Origin of the sequence: Lacinutrix sp., from assembly GCF_023299985.1 — a bacterium.
GTDB lineage: Bacteria > Bacteroidota > Bacteroidia > Flavobacteriales > Flavobacteriaceae > Lacinutrix.
Genome location: NZ_JALZVX010000004.1, coordinates 1 through 18,733, shown reverse-complemented (window position 1 = coordinate 18,733; position 18,733 = coordinate 1). Strand labels below are relative to the sequence as shown.

Below are 18,733 nucleotides of genomic sequence, written 5' to 3'. Positions count from 1 at the left end.
TTAGTTAGTTTAATTGTATAAAAAAACCTACACTAATTTTGGTTTTGTATAAACTCCTTAAAAACACGTTTAGGGTTAACAAGCTGATCAAGTATCTGCCCAAATAGTAAACTATTAGCAGCACGCTTTTACAACTTCAACTCACCCTTTTTAAAGAATTAACTGTTGAGTTTATCAAAAAAATAATTAATGTAGGCAGTAACCTAATTTTATTTATAAGAACATTTAAGAACTTAAGTGCAAATCTAACATTCGATTTAAAGCGTTTAACTTTTCATCTACGTGCTCGTTTACATGTTCTTTATCTAAAGTCTTCTGCTCTACTTGAGAAGCAAATTGTAAAGCACACATTGCCAAAACATCTTGTTTATCTCTAACAGAATAACTTTGCTCAAATTGTTTTATCATAGCTTCTATTTTTTTAGCTGCCTTTCGCAATCCTTCTTCCTGACTTGGTGGAATTGTTAAAGGATATACTCTGTTTGCTATCGAAAGCTTAATTTTAAGCATTTCTGCCATAAGTTGCTATGTTACATTATTCAGAGAGTTGACCAATACAATGATCTATTTCTCGTATTAATGCGTTTATTTTGAGTTTTGTTTCTCGTTTATCTTCATTACTGCCAAGTATTGTATTAGCCATTTTGAGTGTGTTATACTTATCCTTCCAAGCTTCAATTTCTAGTGCTTGATTTTCTAATGTACTGTAATATTGTACTTTTTCTAGAGACAATTTTAAATTAGTTTCCTTTAAAACACTTTGGTTTTGCAAGACTTTGCTTATTTTTTTCTCTAAAGCAACTACAATATCCTCTATATTACTCATTTACAAATATCAATACTTATCTTACAAAGTTAACAGAACACAACCTATTTAACAATTGTTTTTTCATAAATTTTAAATAAAAAAAGCGTAAAACTGCTAATTAAAATTTAATCTCCAAAAAACCAATACTATGGCTTAGTCTTTGATTATATTTTTAATATTAATAATCAATTGTATATTTTAGAATCTATAACTACATTAGCTAAAATGTTATAGTATTAAATTGGTATAAAATTTTATGCGTAAATTCCTTTTATTATTTTTAATTAGTTATTCTGTTTTTTCGCAAAGCGAATATCCTCAAGACTATTTTAGGTCGCCTTTAGATATAAACATTGTTTTAGCTGGAACATTTGCAGAGTTACGCTCTAACCACTTTCATTCTGGATTAGATATAAAAACGAAGCAAATTGAAGGTTTAAAAGTTTATGGTATTGCAGATGGTTATATTAGTAGAATAAAAATTGCTCATTTTGGTTATGGTAAAGCATTATATGTTACACATCCTAATGGCTATACAAGTGTTTATGCACACATACAAAAATTTAGTCCAAGAATTGAAGCGTATATTAAAACTAAACAATATGAAAAGGAATCTTTTGAAATTGAAGTTTTTCCAACAGTAGCAGAATTAAAAATTACAAAAGGAGAAATTATTGCTTTTTCTGGAAATACTGGTAGTTCTTCCGGTCCTCATTTACATTTCGAAATTCGTGATAATCAAGAAAGACCAATTAACCCAATGCTTTTTGGTGTGGATGTTAAAGACACTACTAAACCTATTATTTCTAATCTTTACGCCTATCCTATTGGAGCTAATTCTCATATTAATGGTTCTAATAAAAGACAAAAAATTCGTGTAATTCCGCAAAAAAATGGAGACTATAAAATTGCAGATTTAAAAGCGTTTGGTACCATTGGATTTGCTATTAACACAGTAGATAGACAGGATCTTGCTGCTAATAAAAATGGCGTTTATAATATTTCAACGTATTATAATGGTGCTAAAAATTTTGAAATAGACTTTAAGCGTTTTTCATTTTCAGAAACAAAACATCTTAATAGATTAATAGATTATTCTCATTTTAAGGAAAACAAAGAGCGTCTTCAAAAATTATTTGTTGAACAAAACAATACGTTAAGCATGTATAATAATGTAATTAATGACGGTTACATTACTATTTACGACAGTACAGCTTCAGTCTTCAAAGCAAAAATAAGCGATTTTAAAGGCAACGAAACTAATTTAGACATTACTATTAAAGGCGATGATAAATTACCTAACGATGTTGAAAAAGAAGTGAAATCAAAGCATTACATACAACACGATTTAGAAGCAGAATTAGAACAAGACAATGTTAAAGTTAGTTTTTATAAAGATACTTTTTACGATAGTTTTTTTATTTATTTCAATGTTAAAAACGATACATTAACATTACATAAACCTACACTTGCTGTTAAAAAAAGCTTTACAATCTCTTACGATATCAGTAATTATAAAGAAGAAGACTTAAAGCAATTGTACATAGCAGAATTAATAGGTTGGAATAATTGGCCAAGCTACTCAACTACAAAAAGAAAAGGAAATACTTTAAGTACTTATACTAAAAATTTAGGAACTTACGTTCTAGCTAGAGATACAATTGCACCAACTATAAATGCTGTAAATTTTAAAGAAGAAAGTTGGTTAAGTAAATACCGTTACTTAAAAGTTAAAATTAACGATAAAGGTACAGGTATCTCAAATTACAGAGCTACCATAAACGGAAAATGGATATTAATGGAATATAATTATAAAAATAAAACATTAACATACGATTTTAACGACGCTGTTGTTACTGAAACCAAAAATAAATTAAAAGTAATAGTTACAGATAATGTGGGAAATAATACTACATTTGAAACTACTTTTTTTAGGAAATAAAAAACAAAACAAATACCTTGACTATAAAAACAAACGTTCTAAAACTATTAACCTTACTACTTCCACTCTTCGCAATAGCGCAAACAGCAACTGTAAATGGAGTTATTTTAGATCAAGGCAATTTTCCACTTCAAGCTGTAAATGTTAAAACAGAAACTACAGGTGTCTCTACAAACGATACTGGTTTTTACAAACTTACCATTGCAGCAAATACAGATGTTACAATAGTATATTCTCACGTATCGCACAAAAATGTAACCGTAACTGTAAACTTAAAAAATGGTGAAGTTTTCGAGTTTAATCCTATTTTAAAAACAGATGTAGATCAAATTGAAACCATTATACTTAATGGCAGAAAACGTAAAGACGTCCAAGGTATTATTAACATAGATCCAGAAGCATTAATTAAAATCCCAGGCGCTCAAGCTGGTGTCGAAAATTTATTAAAAACACTACCAGGTGTTAGTGGTAACAACGAATTAAGTACACAATATTCTGTTCGTGGTGGAAATTTTGATGAAAACCTAGTCTATGTAAATGGTATAGAAGTTTACAGACCGTTTCTTGTACGCTCTGGACAACAAGAAGGTTTAAGTTTTATAAACAGCGACATGGTACAAAATGTCGACTTTTCTGCTGGAGGTTTTCAAGCAAAATATGGAGATAAATTATCTTCGGTTTTAGACATTACTTACAAACGTCCTAAAGACTTTGCTGTTGCTGCAGACCTAAGTTTACTTGGTGGAAGTGTTGCTATAGAAAGTGCTAGTAAAGATTCTAAATTCACAAGTATAACTGGTTTACGCTATCGTGATAATACATTATTAGTTAGCGCAAAAGAAACACAAACAAACTACGATCCTACTTTTGCAGATGTGCAAACGTTTTTAACCTATAGGTTTACAGATAAATTTGAACTAAGTTTCCTTGGAAACGCTTCACTTAATAGATACAATTACGAGCCAGAGACTAGGCAAACTAATTTTGGGACTTTAGATAACCCAATGGCACTTTTAATTTTTTATGAAGGAGAAGAACGTGATAGCTACGAAACACTTTTTGGTGCTTTACAGGCTAGTTACGAAGTAAACGATAATGTAACATTAGGCTTAGTAGCTTCAACTTACCATACTAAAGAAGAAGAACATTTCGATATTTTAGCGCAATACCGTTTAGGTGAAGTAAATAGTAATATTGGAGATGAGGATTTAGGAGAAGTAGAATTTTCTGAAGGTATTGGTGGACAGTTAAATCATGGTCGTAACGATTTAGATGCATTAATTACAACAATAGAACATAAAGGAACAGCAGATATTGAAGACAACGAAATTAAATGGTCTATAAAATATACAAACGAAGATATTCGTGATCGTTTAATAGAATGGGAAATTATAGACTCTGCCGGATTTTCTATAAACCCATCAAATTCTGGAAGTGCTAATCAAGAACCTTACGAACCAGATACGTTTCCTATTACAGCTTTTCAAAATGTTCAAGCAAGAAACAGTACACAAATAAATAGAATTCAAGCGTATTTACAATGGAGCAAACGTACTACTCTAGGCGATGCAGATGTTTGGTATAATGCAGGAATTCGTGCACATAATTGGCAAGTAAAAGATGCTAACGTAACAGGAGACAACCAAATAGTATTTAGCCCAAGAGGACAATTTGCAATTAAACCAAATTGGGAAAAAGATATGTTATTTCGCGTTAGTGGAGGTTTATATTATCAACCACCATTTTATAGGGAGTTACGAGATGCTAGTGGAATAGTACAACCTAATGTTAAGGCACAAAAATCTGTACACCTAGTAATTGGTAATGATTATAGCTTTAAAATGCGAAACAGACCTTTTAAACTAACAACAGAAATATATTATAAAAACCTTACAGATGTTAATCCATACACAGTAGAAAACGTTCGTATTCGCTATGCTGCAGATAATAATGCAACAGCTTATGCTTATGGATTAGATATGCGATTAAATGGTGAATTTGTTCCTGGAACAGAAAGTTGGTTTAGCTTTGGTTATCTTAAAACCGAAGAAAATATTGATAATAGAGGTTATATTGCAAGACCAACAGACCAACGTTTAAAATTTGCGGCACTTTTTCAAGATTATGTACCAAACCTACCAAACTTTAAAATGTACTTAAACTTAGTTTATAATACAGGTTTACCGGGAGGCTCTCCAAGTAATGCAGATAGATACCAGTTTCAAAGCAGGTTACCAGATTATAATCGTGCAGATATAGGTTTTAGATTTGTAATTGTAGATGCAAAAAAACAATTTGAAAGTGGCTGGAAAAAACCATTTAAAGACCTTTCTTTTGGTTTTGAAATATTTAATGTCTTCGATGTGCAAAATTCAATTACTAATACTTGGGTGCGCGATGTAAATAGTAAAAGACAATTTGCTATCCCAAATTTTTTAACACCAAGAGTGTTTAATGTTAGGACTAGTATGAAGTTTTAATATTATTAGTTCCAAAAACAAAAAAAGCACTCCAAAGAGTGCTTCATTATTTTTTCTAAAATATAATGTAACATTTAACTCACATCAATAATAGTTTCTTCAGGTTCAGTTTGTGTTTTAAATACATAAGTATATAACCACATTAATGTAAATGTTGGTATAACGTCTAGTCCTGGCATTACTTCTTCTATAAAAGAAACTGCTGCACCAACTTTTCCTGCATTACCTTTGTAAAGCTTAGTCATTAAAAAAGCTGAAGCTGGAGCCCAAACCACATCAATTAGTTCTCCTATTCCTGGAATTATAAAACTAGCGTAACCTACGGCATCAAAAATGATACTTGCTGCTAATATTTTGTACTTGTTTGTGTTTTCTAAATTCATTTTGTTTAATTGTGTTAATACTTATAATAGAGCAAATAGTGTTCCACTTTTTAGTTTAAACTATTTCAAACTAAAAAAAGTAATAAAAAACTATTTAACTATAGGTAAGCATTTTACACAATTTGTTACAATAACAATCAAAATAATGCAATTATAAATTATTTTAAAATTACTAACTCAATTTAGAACTAATTAATTTTAAAAATTCTGTACGTGTTTCAATGTTTTCAAAAGCACCTCTAAATCCAGACGTAGTGGTAGTAGAGTTTTGTTTTTGAACACCACGCATCATCATACACATGTGCGATGCTTCTATAACAACTGCAACACCTTCTGGTTTTAAGGTATCGTTTATACAGTCTAATATCTGGTGTGTTAAACGTTCTTGAACTTGTAAACGTCTAGCAAAAACATCTACAATTCTTGGTAGTTTACTTAAACCTACAATGTGTCCGTTTGGTATGTAAGCTATATGTGCTTTACCAAAAAACGGTAAAATATGGTGTTCGCAAAGAGAATACAATTCGATATCTTTAACTATAACCATATCATTATATTCTTCTTTAAACATGGCACCTTTTAAAATTTCGGCTGCATCTTGCTCGTAACCTTGTGTTAAAAACTGCATGGCTTTAGCTGCGCGTTCTGGAGTTTTAATTAATCCGTCGCGTTTTGTGTCTTCACCTAAATCTTCAATGATGCTTTTATAACGGTCTTTAACATCGTCTGTTACTTTTATATTATACTCTTCAAATTTTTTATATGGCATTTTTGTTGTGCTTTTATTATTTTAATTTATCGTTAAAATAGGTATTTAATTTTTTTAGCTTTGGATGAATAACGAATTGGCAATACGAATTTTCCGAATTGCGTTCGTAATATTTATCATGGTCTGCTTCTGCATTGTAAAATACATCTAATGCAGTAACTTCTGTTACAATTTTAGCATTAAAAGCCTTCTCGGAATCTAAATGTTTTATAAAAGCTTCAGCTTGGTCTTTTTGAGTATTAGAATTATAAAAAATAGCAGAACGATACTGTGTTCCAACATCATGACCTTGTCTGTTTAATGTTGTTGGGTCGTGTGTTGCAAAAAAGATTTCTAGCAATTCAATATAACTAATTAATGCAGCATTATAAGAAATTTGAATACCTTCTGCATGTCCTGTTCTGCCTGTAGTAATTTCGCGATAAGCAGGATTTTTAATGTTTCCACCAGTAAAACCAGAAACCACATTTTCGACACCTTCCACTCTATTAAATACAGCTTCAGTACACCAAAAGCAACCATTTGCAAATGTTGCTATTTCTAAATTTTTGTTTATCATTTTATAAATTTACTTAAAAAAAGTACATTTAATAAGCAATACCTTACTCAAGCTTATTTTTTTAACTTTTAATTAAGACAAAAAGGCGCTTGTAAAATTAGTTTTGCCATCAAAACTGTAACAGAATAAAACTATTGAAGTCTTTATACTATCAAAAATCAACTAACCAAAATCGAATGAAACTTTTTTTAGTAACAGCACTAACATTTCTAACTCTTTTTCAAGTTACTGCGCAAGACAAAAAAGCATATACTATTGCACGTACAGAAAAAGCACCTAAAATTGATGGTGTTTTAGATGATGCTGTATGGAATACTGCGGAAATTGCTACAGATTTTGTTCAGTTTAGACCAACAGTTGGTAAAACAATGCCAGAAAATAAACGTACAGAAGTAAAAATGACTTATGACGATTCTGGTATTTATATTGCTGCTTATTTATACGATGATCCTAATGACATGATGAAGCAATTTACGCAGCGTGATGATTTTGGACAGTCAGATTTTTTTGGTGTTATTTTTAACCCAAATAATGATGCACAAAATAATACCGAATTCTTTGTGTTTAGTTCTGGCACACAAGCAGACGCTACAGAAAGCCCAGGGAACGGAGAGGATTTTGGATGGAATGCTGTTTGGGAAAGTGCAACTACAACTGTTGAAGATGGTTGGATTGTAGAAATGAAAATTCCATACAGAGCATTACGTTTTACACAACAAGAAAACCCAACTTGGGGCATTCAATTTCATAGACATTATAGAAACACTCGCGAGCAAAATACCTGGAACGCTGTAGATATTACTAGTGGAGCACCAATTGGTTTTTTTAATGGTGAATTAAAAGGGCTTACCAGTTTAGAACCACTTACACGACTAAGTTTTTATCCATTCGCTTCTGCTATAGTCGATAATTTTGATGGCGAAACCATTAGCAATTTTAATGCAGGATTAGATATTAAATATGGTATTACAGAAAATTTTACACTCGATGCTACACTTATTCCAGATTTTAGCCAAGTTGGCTTTGATGATGTACAGCTTAACCTAGGACCATTTGAGCAGACTTTTTCGGAGCAAAGACAGTTTTTTACAGAAGGTGTCGATTTATTTAGAAAAGGAAATTTATTCTTCTCTAGGCGTATTGGTAGTGCTCCTGTAGGAAGCCCTAATTTAAATGAAAACGAAATTATAGATGGTGATTTTCCTGATAAAACATCTTTATTAAATGCTATAAAAGTTTCAGGAAGAACAAAAAATGGATTAGGTGTTGGTTTTTTTAATGCCGTTACCGAAAAAACAAATGTAGATATTATAGATACAGTTACAGGTGAAAAACGTAGTGAAACAGTAGAACCTTTAACCAATTATAATATTATGGTAGTAGACCAACAGTTTAATAAAAATTCGTCTGTAACTTTAATTAACACTAATGTAACACGTAATGGTTCTGGTTTTAGAGATGCTAATGTTACTGGTTTACTTTTCGATTTAAAAAACAAAAAAAACACCTATGGTGCAACTGCAGATGTTAAAATGAGTAATATAAATCTTGAAAATGGTACGCAAACAGGTATTAGTACAAGTCTAAGTTTAGGTAAAAATAGTGGTAAATATAGATGGAGCGCTTATCATGAATTGGCTGATAAAGATTACGATATTAACGATATAGGACTCATTTTTAGAAATAACTATAGTAATGTAGGCGCTAATTTTTCTTATCAAATTTTTGAACCAACCGAGACGTTAAACAACTTTAGCATTAGCGCTTGGACCAATTATAACAGTTTATACCAACCCGGAACGTTTACAGGTTATAATTTTGGAGGCAGTATTTTTGCTGTTGGAAAAAAGAGCTTAATGGCTTATGGTGGTAATTTTAATATACAACCAGGAAAACAGTTTGATTATTTTGGACCTCGTGTGGATAATCGTTTTTTTATTACCGAAGATTGGTTAAATACCAGTGCTTTTATTTCTACAAATTATAATAAAAAATATGCCATAGATGTAAACCTTGGATACGAAACACTATTTGAAGACGAAAGATCTTACGAAAATGTGTTTTTTAGTATAGAACCAAGAGTGAAGTTTAACGAAAATTTTATTGTTATTTATTCTTTTAATTGGGATCAAGAACTTCGCGAACGTGGTTGGATAGACTTTATTGGAGATGATATTATTTATGGACAACGCGACCAAGTTACTATAACAAATAGTATCTCTGGAAGTTATAATTTTAACGCATTAAATAGTTTAACCTTAAGTTTTAGAAACTTTTGGAGTGCTGTACAATATGAGAATGATATTTATGCTTTAAGCGAAAACGGAAGATTAAATAGAGACAACAATTATACAAAAGATGATATCGACGATCCAGATGTAAATTTTAGCACATGGAATTTAAACCTAACTTACTCATGGCAGTTTGGACCTGGAAGTTTTTTAACAGCACAATATCGTAATCGTATTTTCAACATTAATAATGATGGTAAACAAACTTTTGGAAGTAGCATTAGCGATTTATTAGAACAGCCAAATGGCAATACTTTTTCGCTTAAAATGGTTTACTTTTTAGATTACAACGATATAAAAAAGGTTTTTAAAAGAAAATCTTAAACGTTTTAAAAGTTGTAAAACAATTTGTAAAATAGTAATTTAGACTTCTTATTTTTTTCCATGATAAAAGCTAAAAACATACATAAGTATTACGACGATTTACATGTTTTAAAAGGCGTAAATGTGCATATTAAAAAAAGTGAAGTAGTCTCTATTGTTGGTACCTCTGGTGCTGGAAAAACGACGCTATTGCAAATTTTAGGCACTTTAGATACTATTTCTAAAACCGAAAACGCTTCACTTATAATAAATGGAGAAAATATTGGTTCACTTTCTGAAAAGCAATTGGCTAAATTTAGAAATGAACATATTGGATTTATCTTTCAGTTTCATCAATTATTACCAGAATTTACAGCTTTAGAAAACATATGTATTCCTGCTTTTATTAAAAAAACACCTAAAGCTGAAGCTACCAAACGTGCTAAGGAGTTATTAGACTTCTTAGGTTTATCTCATAGATATAACCACAAACCAAACGAATTATCTGGTGGAGAACAACAGCGTGTAGCAGTTGCGAGAGCGTTAATAAATAACCCAAGTCTTATTTTTGCAGATGAACCTTCTGGAAATCTTGACAGCGAAAGTGCTGAAAATCTACACAGTTTATTCTTTAAATTGCGTGACGAATTCGGACAAACCTTTGTTATAGTAACACACAACGAAGAATTAGCAGATTTAGCAGATAGAAAGCTGGTTATGGTGGATGGGAAAATAGTTACAGAGTAATAAATGATTACTACTGCAAGAGAAATTCTTAAATTTATTAAAAATCCAGAATGTGGATTCAACGAACATTTATCTCTAAACCAAAAGGTTGTTTTAGTTTTTAATACATTAATAATTAGCCTTTTATTTTCTATAAGTTTAGTGTCTGTGTTTTCAGTTTTAGAACATGTTGAACTTATAGATATGAGCAAGCATGCATCTGCAGATTTGTTTGAGGACTATCCTAAAATAGTAGTACTTTTATTAGTTTCGGTAGCAGCACCTTTATTAGAAGAGTTAATTTTTAGAGCTCCAATAACCTTATTTTGTAAATACAAAAAACAGTTTAAATATATTTTTTATGCCTTTGCAATCCTTTTTGGTTATGTGCATATTACAAATTTTGAAATAACAACAAACGTTATTCTACTATCTCCTATATTAATTTTACCACAAGTAATTCTAGGCTTAATTTTAGGTTTTTTACGTGTAAAAATTGGTTTAATTTACTCTATACTTTTACATGCTTTGTACAATGGTGTATTAACTTTACCTTTTTTATTATTTGGAGATCTTTTAGCCAATTAGTAATATTGAAAATTAATAAAATTGAATTTAAATAATTTCTATACACTAAAGTGATGGAATAACAAGACACCAAACTTTATAACTAGTAAAACTATTTGTAAATTCGTTTTAACTAAAACCAATCATGCTTCTTATACTACTGTCTTGGATCTTTGTTTTTGCTACAACGTTAGTTATAGGCACAAGCGCTTCTCGTATATTTAGATTACAAGTAAAAAATTCAATACCAACAATACTCTTTGGTTGTTTTGGCATTACTTTATTAGCTGGTTTTTGGGCTATTTTCGCTCCTATTAATCAATTATTTTCTACCTTCCTTTTTATACTTACTACATCATTATTTTTTGTAAATAAAGCAAGTATTTTCGACAAGATCAAACAATTTAAAAACAGTTTTAGTAGCTTAAACGTTGTGTTTAAAATAGCTTTAATAGTCACTACACTTTTAATATTAGCAAAATGTGCTTCTGCACCTTTTATAGTAGATAATGAAACCTATTACATACAAACCATAAAATGGTTAAATCAATTTGGTTTCACCAAAGGCTTAACAAATTTACATCCTTTTTTAGGGCAGACTTCTGGTTGGCATGTATTACAAAGCGGATTCAATTTTGCCTTTATAACCAATAATCTTAACGATTTAAGCGGTTTTATGTTATTGCTTGGAAATATTTATGCAATAGAAAAACTAAATAGTTATTACAACCAAACAGCTAAAAATAGAATGGATTTAGTAATTGGACTATTTCCTGTTTTTAATGTTTTCTTATTTCAATTTATTGGAGCGCCTTCACCAGATATTGCTATTTACGTTATTGGAATTATTGTTTTTTATGAGTTTTTAAGTTGCTACAAACAATACAATATGCATTCATTTTATGCTGTTTTTATACTGTCTGTTTTTGCAACGTTTATAAAATTAACAGGACTAGTATTTTTTGTTTTTGCACTTATACTCTACTTCTACTATTTTATTTACACAAGACGAAAAACAAAAGGCTTATTGGTTGTTTCATTAGTAACATTTATCTTATTTATTGTAAAAAACACAATAATTACTGGTCATCCTTTATATCCATTACCAATCTCTTTTTTACAACAAGACTGGAGTTTACCAAATACTATTAATATCTATTTATCGCAGTATGAAACTGCTGCAAGCTATGGTTTAACTATCGACGCTTATAATAAAACTTCTCTATTAAAAAAACTTTTACATTGGGTAACACAAGGCAAACTAGATAGTATTTTTAATACTCTATTTCTATTATGCATTACTGTTATTCCTTTTCTTTTTAAAAAATTTAAGACGAATAAACCTATAAAAATAATCTACTTTACAGGTATTGGCTTTCTTATTTTCTTGTTTGTGTTTTCACCACAATACCGCTTTTACTTTCCGTTTTTAATGTTTTTTCTGTTGGTTATAACTTCAACTATAATTAATAACAAAAAAGGTGTTATTTTATTAGTGTTTATAATTGTTTTATTGCCTGTAATCCCGTTGTTTATTAATGTTAATACGTCTTCTATCACTAACAATACCAATCATCAAAGCAATGGTTTGTTTTCTTTAAACTATATTCTAGAACCACATAGTAATTCTAAATATAATGATGCTTACAATACCATTAAAATAAAAAATACTACAATACATTCCTTATCTAAAGGCAGTGGATTACTCTGGGAAACTGGAAACGCACCTTTGCCTGCTTTAAGCGAAGACCAACTCAATTATTTTAGAACCTATTTTAATGTGTTTCCGCAACAGTATTCTAATGATTTAAAAGATGGGTTTTATTCTAAAAAAGTAATACCAAAATAGTAATAGAATGACTAAAAAAGAACTCAAAGAATTTTTAGACGCTAAAGTAGAGCAATACAACAGACCAGATTTTATAACTAGCGATCCAATACAGATTCCGCATCAGTTTAATAAAAAAGAAGATATTGAAATCGCTGGATTTCTAAGTGCTACTATTGCTTGGGGAAATAGAAAAAGTATTATAAATAATGCAAATAAGATGCTAGTTTTATTAGAACATTCTCCTCACGATTTTGTGATGAATCATCAAGAATCCGACTTAGATAAACTATTACCTTTTGTGCACAGAACCTTTAATGGAGGCGATTTTATAACCTTTATTAAAAGCCTACAACACATTTATAAAAACCATAATGGATTAGAAGCTGCGTTTGCTAAACATGCAGAAAAACAATCCATGCAAAAGGCAATTCATCATTTTAAACAATTATTTTTTGAAATTGAACATTTACCACGTACCCAAAAACATGTTAGCGATCCATTTAAAAATTCAGCAGCAAAACGCATTAATATGTTTTTGCGCTGGATGGTTAGAGATGACAGTACAGGAGTAGATTTTGGTATTTGGAAAACATTATCAGCCTCCCAATTATCCTGCCCATTAGATGTGCACTCTGGAAATGTAGCAAGAAAACTTGGCCTTTTAAAACGAAAACAAAACGATGGAAAAGCTTTAGCAGAATTAGATTATTCTTTAAGAAAACTAGATGCTAAAGATCCAGTAAAATACGATTTCGCACTCTTCGGTTTAGGTGTTTTCGAAAATTTTTAAATTAAAAATGAAGCATAAAAAAGCCAAATCTTAAAATTAAGATTCGGCTTTAAAATTATATAAAGTATTTAAATTTTATCCTCTCAACCAAGATTCACGTAATGCATTTTGTTTAGCTGTTGCATTTGGGTCTATTGCTAAACTTGAACCAGTAGTATAAGATTGTGTTAATTTAGTTTTAACAATAACCTCTTTACCTTTTCTGTCTATTCTAACATCTACATCTCTACCTGGTTTCCACATAAAAACCTCTGTTAAAATTGCTTGAGCAGTAGCCATTGTTAATTCTTTACCATCAACTGTTTTTATAACATCTCCTGGTAAAACACCATTTTCGGCCCAAAAACTATTGTTTTTAACAGCATCAGAAAAAGGAAGAGACATTGTTGACATATCTGGTGCAAAAATTAAAACACCATCGTTTTGTATGTAGTTAGTTTCTACTTTTCCTTCTGATAGCGCTAAACCTGCTTTAGCAAAAAAATCGTTATAATTAATTGGTGTTCCACCAACTACATGAGTGTTTAAAAATGTTCCTACAGATGGATACGTTATTGCAGTAATTTCGGCAATTAAATTATTATCTTCAAAAGGCTTGTTTTTTCCGTATTTTAAAGATAATTCTTTCATTAAAGATAAAATTCCTCTGTTACCATTACTTTCTTCTCGCAAAATAATATCCATACACATACCTATTAAAGCACCTTTAGAATACACATTTACATATTGTGGAGCATAAGGTTCTTCAAGAATATTTTCACTCATTTCGGTAAAACTCATGGCATCATCCATTGCTGATGCAGATTTTATTTTACCCATTACTTTGGTGTAAAATTCGTCTTCAGAAACCAAATCTTGATTTACTTGAAATAATGTTGCAAAATATTCTGTTACACCTTCGTACATCCATAAATGCTTAGAAAATGTTGGTTGGTTGTAATCAAAATAATGTACATCTTCAGAATGCACACTTAAAGGTGTTACAATATGAAAAAACTCGTGAGATACAACATCAATCATACTTTCTGCTAAAGCTTCATCTGGCATAGCTTCTGGTAAAACTACTACTGTAGAAGTATGGTGTTCTAGTGCGCCAAAACCTTTTGGAGATTCAGCTTTACCTTCAGATAAATATAAATAAATATCGTAACGAGGTGTTGTATTTACAGCTCCTAAGTATGCTTTTTGAGCTAGCATCATTTTTTGCATAACTGCTTTAATTTTTTCAGCAGAATGTACATTGTTTGGAGAATACACACTTAAAACTATTTTAATGTCTCCAACTTTAAACTCTTCAACATCTAATGCACCATAAAACATTGGGTTATCTGTAATATCAAAATATCTTGGTGCAAAATAAGTAGAAGTCATAGAAACACCATCATCATTCATTTTTGTACCTTTTTCTTGTAATGCAGATGTTTTAAGCATTGTTTTAGGTGCAGTAACATCTAAGTTATATTGTGCCGTTTTTAAAGAATCGAAATAACCAATAAAACCGTGTAAGTTTAATACATAGTTTGTAGATTCAATATTAGTTCCAGCAGGAGAAAATGGAACTTCTTTACCTATTCCACCACCACTTGTTTCCATATCAAAAGTGTCATTAACATTATATGTAATCTTGTCTAAGGTAACAGCATTACTAATAGTCCAAGTATTAGTATCTGTTTTTACAACTTGTAATGCGTTGCCTTTATAATCTATAGCTTTAAAATCGTCAACATACTTTCCAAAATCACTAACAGAGTACGTTCCTTGTACTACTCTTGGTAATCTATAGGTTACAGTTTCTACCGTAAAACGCCCAGGATTTATAGTAACTGGTACTTTATCATCTACAACTTTAGTTAAATCTAAAGTGGTTTGAATAGGATTTAAAGTAGCTAAATCGTTAGTTTTTTTCCCACCTGTGGTTTTAGTAGAGTTACATCCAACTAGAAGAACTCCAGCAAATACAATACTTAAAAGATGTTTTTTCATTGTTTTATTTAGTTAGTTAGTTAGTAGTTAGTAGTTAGTAGTTAGTAGTTAGTAGTTAAAAGTTATGAAGCACAAATGTACAATCTGTTGCATACACTAATTGTAAAATTATGTTAATTAGTGTTAAATAAAATGGTGTAGAATAGTATATTGCAAGTATGCAGCAGCCTTTAATTAGTATTTTAATTCCGTTTAAAAATACTCAAAAATTTCTTAGTGAATGTCTAGATTCTTTAATTACGCAAACCTACACCAATTGGGAGTTACTAATTATAGACGATAATTCTACAGATAAAAGCTATAATTTAGTTGAAGAATATGCAAATAGCGACAAAAGAATTAAGCTCTTTAAAAATGAAGGTTCTGGTATTATTGACGCCTTAAAATTAGCTTTTTCAAAATCTAAAGGCGACTATATTACTAGAATGGATAGTGATGATATTATGCCAACTATTAAACTAGAAACACTTTTAAACAACCTTAAACAACATGGCAAAAACTATGTTGCAACTGGTTTGGTAAGTTATTTTTCTGCGGAAGGCATAAGCGATGGCTACAGAAAATATGAAGATTGGTTAAACAGTTTAACTACTAAAGGAACTAATTATTCTGAAATCTATAAAGAGTGTGTTATACCATCTCCTTGCTGGATGATTAGTAGAGAAAACTTGGTTGCCATAGACGCTTTTAATCCCGTACGTTATCCTGAAGATTATGACCTTACTTTTAGGTTTTATCAAGCTAATTACAAAGTAATTGCATGTGACAAAGTATTGCACCAATGGCGAGATTACGGAACGCGAGCTTCAAGAACAGATGCTAATTATGCCGAAAATAGTTTTATAGACATCAAGCTTCATTATTTTTTAAAATTAGACTATAATAGTTCACAGCCTTTAGTAATTTGGGGAGCAGGCAATAAAGGTAAAACCATAGCTAAAAAATTAAAGGCGTTAAATATTCCGTTTCACTGGATTTGCGATAACCCAAAAAAAATTGGCAAACATATTTACGATGTAGAAATGAAACCGTTTCAATATTTAGAAACTCTAGAGCATTTTCAATGTATTGTAAGTGTTGCTAATAAAGAAGAGCAAGTCATTATTAGAAACTATTTTTTTAAACTAACAAAGGAATCTATGCGAGATTATTTTTTCTTTTGTTAAAGCGCTTAATATTTAAGTATTAGTTTTTATATTTGCTTAATCAAAATTAGCAATGCAGTTTAAACACCCAGAACTTCTTTACGCGTTATTATTACTGCTAATCCCTATTATTGTTCACTTATTTCAGCTACGTAAATTTAAAACGGAAGCTTTTACTAATGTTGCTTTTTTAAAGAAAGTATCCTTACAAACACGTAAAAGTGCTCAAATTAAAAAATGGTTAACTTTATTAACTAGAATGGGTATTCTTGCTGCCATTGTAATAGCATTTGCGCAACCTTTTACTTCAAAAAACAAAACGTTTAATACCAAATCTGAAACCGTTATTTATCTCGATAATTCTTTTAGTATGCAAGTAAAAGGAGATAAAGGCGAGTTGCTAAAACGTGCTGTAAGCGATATTATTAGTAGTGTTCCAGAAGACGAAAACATAGCACTTGTTACAAACGATAATAGCTTTAGAAATACAACAGTTAAAGCAATTACTAACGATTTGCTCAAGCTTAACTACGCTACAAACCAGTTACCTTACGATGCAGCTTTATTAAAAAGTAAAAAGTACTTTTCTAAAGATGATAATACCATTAAAAACTTAGTTTTTATAAGTGATTTTCAGCAAAAAGAGTCGAATTTTAAAGCTGAAAAAGATGAAACCACAAATCTAAATTTAGTACAATTAAAACCTGTTAGTAAAAGCAATGTAACCATAGATAGTGTTTATATTTCTAAAAAAACCTCTAGTAATTTAGAACTAACTGTTAGTCTTAAAAACAAAGGAAACACCATAGAAAATCTTCCAGTGTCTTTATACAACAATGGTAGTTTATTAACAAAATCGTCTGTTAAAATTACAGACAAGGCAACTACTGTTTTTACATTACCTGCAAACGAGCGCATAGACGGAAAAGTTACTATAGACGATACAAACCTTCAATTTGATAATACTTTGTTTTTTAACATCAATACTAACTTAAAAATAAACGTTTTAGCTATTAACCAAACTAGCGATGCCTTCTTAAAAAGTATCTATTCTGCTAACGAGTTTAGCTATAAAGCAACAGCTTTAAATCAGTTAAATTATAGTGATATTAGCAGTCAGAATCTTATTGTTTTAAATGAATTAAAACAGATTTCAAGTGCTTTGATAACTGCTTTGAAATCGTTTACAAATAATGGTGGTATTTTAGTTGTAATACCTTCAGAAAATATTGATATTCAAGAATATAACAGCCTACTATTAAACTACAACCTCACTCCTTTTGCTAAGCTTTCTAAAACCGAAAAACGCTTAACTAACATTAATTATTCTCATCCTTTGTATAGTGATGGTGTGTTCGAGAAGCGTGTTGCAAATTTTCAATATCCAAAGATAAAATCTTACTATCCACAAATCTTAGGTAAAGCATCTGCTGTGCTTCAATTTGAAGACGGAAAACCTTTTTTATCTGAAAACAATAATGCCTTTGTATTTACTTCAGCTTTAAACAGCAAAAACTCAAGTTTTCAAGATATTAATTTAATTGTTCCAACGTTTTATAACATCTCGAAACGCAGCTTAAAACTGTCTAATTTATATTATACCATTGGTAAAGAAAACACTTACGATGTAGCTACAGACTTACAACAAGATGCTGTTTTAACTTTGGTAAATGAAGACGCTAATATAAATATAATTCCACAACAACAGTATTTTAATAATAAAGTGGCTATTACAACAACAGAAACTCCAGAAAAAGCTGGCGTTTACAATATTAAAAACAAAGCTGAAATTATAGAGAATGTTAGCTATAATTACAATAGAAATGAAAGTAATTTAAACTATCAAAGCTTTTCTAATAGTGATAACTTAACGGTTAGTAATTCTATTTCAGAAGTTTTTAATACCATAAAAAAGGACAGCAAAGTAAATGAGCTATGGAAATGGTTTGTTATTTTAGCATTACTATTTTTAGTTTTAGAAATGATCATCTTAAAATATTTTAAATGAACGTACTTATAAAATCTGCAAGAATAATTGATTCTAAGAGTGATTTTCATAACACTACTCAAGATATTTTAATAGAAAAAGGCAGTATTTCTAAAATTGCCAAAACCATTAAAAACGCTAACAATTACAAGGAGATAAAACTTGATAA

15 protein-coding genes and 1 other RNA gene are annotated in these 18,733 nt (G+C 30.2%); 9 read left to right on the top strand and 7 right to left on the bottom strand.

Annotated features, from left to right (window positions below):
- Nucleotides 1-50 precede the first annotated feature (50 nt).
- The 3 genes from ssrS to Q0C58_RS00305 all read right to left on the bottom strand — a co-directional run bounded on the left by ssrS (nt 51) and on the right by Q0C58_RS00305 (nt 826).
- Nucleotides 51-171: non-coding RNA, 6S RNA (gene ssrS, locus Q0C58_RS00315), on the bottom strand.
- 54 nt (nt 172-225) lie between these two features.
- On the bottom strand, nt 226-519 hold the full coding sequence (locus tag Q0C58_RS00310; protein WP_290696230.1) for a cell division protein ZapA: 294 nt from the start codon (nt 517-519) through the stop codon (nt 226-228).
- 16 nt (nt 520-535) lie between these two features.
- Nucleotides 536-826, bottom strand: coding sequence for a hypothetical protein (locus Q0C58_RS00305; RefSeq protein ID WP_290696229.1), 291 nt, complete (start codon nt 824-826; stop codon nt 536-538).
- A 238-nt stretch (nt 827-1,064) separates the two neighbouring features.
- Here Q0C58_RS00305 and Q0C58_RS00300 point away from each other — a divergent pair, with 238 nt between their 5' ends.
- Complete coding sequence (locus Q0C58_RS00300; protein ID WP_290696228.1) at nt 1,065-2,750, top strand: M23 family metallopeptidase; 1,686 nt, start codon at nt 1,065-1,067, stop codon at nt 2,748-2,750.
- A gap of 17 nt (nt 2,751-2,767) precedes the next feature.
- Nucleotides 2,768-5,230: a TonB-dependent receptor plug domain-containing protein gene (locus tag Q0C58_RS00295; RefSeq protein ID WP_290696227.1), complete on the top strand. Its 2,463-nt coding sequence runs from the start codon at nt 2,768-2,770 to the stop codon at nt 5,228-5,230.
- A gap of 74 nt (nt 5,231-5,304) precedes the next feature.
- Here the strand turns inward: Q0C58_RS00295 and Q0C58_RS00290 are convergent, their stop codons facing one another.
- From Q0C58_RS00290 to msrA, 3 genes are all read right to left on the bottom strand, one after another.
- Nucleotides 5,305-5,613 carry a hypothetical protein gene (locus Q0C58_RS00290; RefSeq protein WP_290696226.1) on the bottom strand — a complete coding sequence of 103 codons (309 nt, stop codon included), beginning with the start codon at nt 5,611-5,613 and terminating at the stop codon, nt 5,305-5,307.
- Nucleotides 5,614-5,785: 172 nt separating this feature from the next.
- On the bottom strand, nt 5,786-6,382 hold the full coding sequence (gene folE / locus Q0C58_RS00285; RefSeq protein WP_290696225.1) for a GTP cyclohydrolase I FolE: 597 nt from the start codon (nt 6,380-6,382) through the stop codon (nt 5,786-5,788).
- Nucleotides 6,383-6,398: 16 nt separating this feature from the next.
- Nucleotides 6,399-6,941, bottom strand: coding sequence for a peptide-methionine (S)-S-oxide reductase MsrA (gene msrA, locus Q0C58_RS00280; protein ID WP_290696224.1), 543 nt, complete (start codon nt 6,939-6,941; stop codon nt 6,399-6,401).
- A 176-nt stretch (nt 6,942-7,117) separates the two neighbouring features.
- Here msrA and Q0C58_RS00275 point away from each other — a divergent pair, with 176 nt between their 5' ends.
- The 5 genes from Q0C58_RS00275 to Q0C58_RS00255 all read left to right on the top strand — a co-directional run bounded on the left by Q0C58_RS00275 (nt 7,118) and on the right by Q0C58_RS00255 (nt 13,449).
- A complete protein-coding gene (locus Q0C58_RS00275; RefSeq protein WP_290696222.1) occupies nt 7,118-9,556 on the top strand; it encodes a DUF5916 domain-containing protein in 2,439 nt (812 codons plus the stop codon).
- A 60-nt stretch (nt 9,557-9,616) separates the two neighbouring features.
- Nucleotides 9,617-10,282: an ABC transporter ATP-binding protein gene (locus Q0C58_RS00270; RefSeq protein ID WP_290696221.1), complete on the top strand. Its 666-nt coding sequence runs from the start codon at nt 9,617-9,619 to the stop codon at nt 10,280-10,282.
- A 3-nt stretch (nt 10,283-10,285) separates the two neighbouring features.
- Nucleotides 10,286-10,849, top strand: coding sequence for a CPBP family intramembrane glutamic endopeptidase (locus Q0C58_RS00265; protein ID WP_290696219.1), 564 nt, complete (start codon nt 10,286-10,288; stop codon nt 10,847-10,849).
- A 124-nt stretch (nt 10,850-10,973) separates the two neighbouring features.
- Nucleotides 10,974-12,677, top strand: a complete 1,704-nt coding sequence (locus tag Q0C58_RS00260) for a hypothetical protein (RefSeq protein WP_290696217.1) — start codon at nt 10,974-10,976, stop codon at nt 12,675-12,677.
- Between the two features lie 7 nt (nt 12,678-12,684).
- The gene (locus Q0C58_RS00255; protein ID WP_290696215.1) at nt 12,685-13,449 is read left to right on the top strand and encodes a TIGR02757 family protein; all 765 of its coding nucleotides are present in this window, start codon (nt 12,685-12,687) and stop codon (nt 13,447-13,449) included.
- A 75-nt stretch (nt 13,450-13,524) separates the two neighbouring features.
- Here the strand turns inward: Q0C58_RS00255 and Q0C58_RS00250 are convergent, their stop codons facing one another.
- Complete coding sequence (locus tag Q0C58_RS00250) at nt 13,525-15,432, bottom strand: peptidase M61 (protein ID WP_290696214.1); 1,908 nt, start codon at nt 15,430-15,432, stop codon at nt 13,525-13,527.
- A gap of 158 nt (nt 15,433-15,590) precedes the next feature.
- Between Q0C58_RS00250 and Q0C58_RS00245 the strand changes: the two genes are divergently transcribed.
- Together Q0C58_RS00245 and Q0C58_RS00240 are read left to right on the top strand one after the other, a co-directional pair.
- On the top strand, nt 15,591-16,598 hold the full coding sequence (locus Q0C58_RS00245) for a glycosyltransferase family 2 protein (RefSeq protein WP_290696212.1): 1,008 nt from the start codon (nt 15,591-15,593) through the stop codon (nt 16,596-16,598).
- 52 nt (nt 16,599-16,650) lie between these two features.
- The gene (locus Q0C58_RS00240) at nt 16,651-18,585 is read left to right on the top strand and encodes a BatA and WFA domain-containing protein (protein WP_290696210.1); all 1,935 of its coding nucleotides are present in this window, start codon (nt 16,651-16,653) and stop codon (nt 18,583-18,585) included.
- The last annotated feature ends 148 nt before the right edge of the window (nt 18,586-18,733 follow it).

Coding starts and splice junctions, on each gene's coding strand:
- Q0C58_RS00310 (WP_290696230.1), bottom strand. CDS start 519: ATGGCAGAAATGCTTAAAATTAAGCTTTCGATAGCAAACAGAGTATAT.
- Q0C58_RS00305 (WP_290696229.1), bottom strand. CDS start 826: ATGAGTAATATAGAGGATATTGTAGTTGCTTTAGAGAAAAAAATAAGC.
- Q0C58_RS00300 (WP_290696228.1), top strand. CDS start 1,065: ATGCGTAAATTCCTTTTATTATTTTTAATTAGTTATTCTGTTTTTTCG.
- Q0C58_RS00290 (WP_290696226.1), bottom strand. CDS start 5,613: ATGAATTTAGAAAACACAAACAAGTACAAAATATTAGCAGCAAGTATC.
- folE (WP_290696225.1), bottom strand. CDS start 6,382: ATGCCATATAAAAAATTTGAAGAGTATAATATAAAAGTAACAGACGAT.
- msrA (WP_290696224.1), bottom strand. CDS start 6,941: ATGATAAACAAAAATTTAGAAATAGCAACATTTGCAAATGGTTGCTTT.
- Q0C58_RS00275 (WP_290696222.1), top strand. CDS start 7,118: ATGAAACTTTTTTTAGTAACAGCACTAACATTTCTAACTCTTTTTCAA.
- Q0C58_RS00270 (WP_290696221.1), top strand. CDS start 9,617: ATGATAAAAGCTAAAAACATACATAAGTATTACGACGATTTACATGTT.
- Q0C58_RS00265 (WP_290696219.1), top strand. CDS start 10,286: ATGATTACTACTGCAAGAGAAATTCTTAAATTTATTAAAAATCCAGAA.
- Q0C58_RS00260 (WP_290696217.1), top strand. CDS start 10,974: ATGCTTCTTATACTACTGTCTTGGATCTTTGTTTTTGCTACAACGTTA.
- Q0C58_RS00255 (WP_290696215.1), top strand. CDS start 12,685: ATGACTAAAAAAGAACTCAAAGAATTTTTAGACGCTAAAGTAGAGCAA.
- Q0C58_RS00250 (WP_290696214.1), bottom strand. CDS start 15,432: ATGAAAAAACATCTTTTAAGTATTGTATTTGCTGGAGTTCTTCTAGTT.
- Q0C58_RS00245 (WP_290696212.1), top strand. CDS start 15,591: ATGCAGCAGCCTTTAATTAGTATTTTAATTCCGTTTAAAAATACTCAA.
- Q0C58_RS00240 (WP_290696210.1), top strand. CDS start 16,651: ATGCAGTTTAAACACCCAGAACTTCTTTACGCGTTATTATTACTGCTA.